The sequence below is a fragment of the Caballeronia humi genome (genome assembly GCF_001544475.1).
In the GTDB taxonomy this organism is placed as follows: Bacteria; Pseudomonadota; Gammaproteobacteria; order Burkholderiales; family Burkholderiaceae; genus Caballeronia; species Caballeronia humi.
In genome coordinates, this window is sequence record NZ_FCNW02000260.1 from 1 (window position 1) to 533 (window position 533).

Sequence of the window (533 nt, forward strand, 5' to 3'; positions counted from 1 at the left end):
GCTACCGGCATCGTGAATTCCGCGCCTTTCGCGATGCTGTCCGGCCAGCGCTGCATCACGCTCTTGTAACGCGTATAGAAGCGGATGCCTTCTTCGCCATACGCATGGTGATCGCCGAAAAGCGAGCGCTTCCAGCCGCCGAACGAATGCCATGCCATCGGCACAGGAATCGGCACGTTGATACCGACCATGCCGACCTTGATCTGCCGCGAAAACGCCCGCGCGACGCCACCATCCGATGTGAAGCACGACACGCCATTGGCGAACTCATGCTGGTTGATCAGTTCGACCGCGCTCGCAAAATCCGGCACGCGCACGATGCAAAGCACCGGTCCGAAGATCTCTTCCTTGTAGATGGTGCTGTCGGTGCTGACGTCGTCGAACAGCGTGCCGCCGAGGAAGAAGCCGTTTTCGTGGCCTTCGACTGTGTGTCCACGACCGTCGACAATCAGCTTGGCGCCTGACTTTACGCCCGCATCGATATAGCCTTCGACCTTCGCACGATGCGCACCGGTCACGAGCGGACCCATTTC

At 59.8% G+C, this 533-nt stretch carries 1 protein-coding gene; it reads right to left on the reverse strand.

Translation table 11 applies throughout. The features are described from left to right. On the reverse strand, window positions 1–533 hold a 533-nt coding region (locus AWB65_RS35325), incomplete at both ends, for an aldehyde dehydrogenase family protein (protein WP_125474320.1).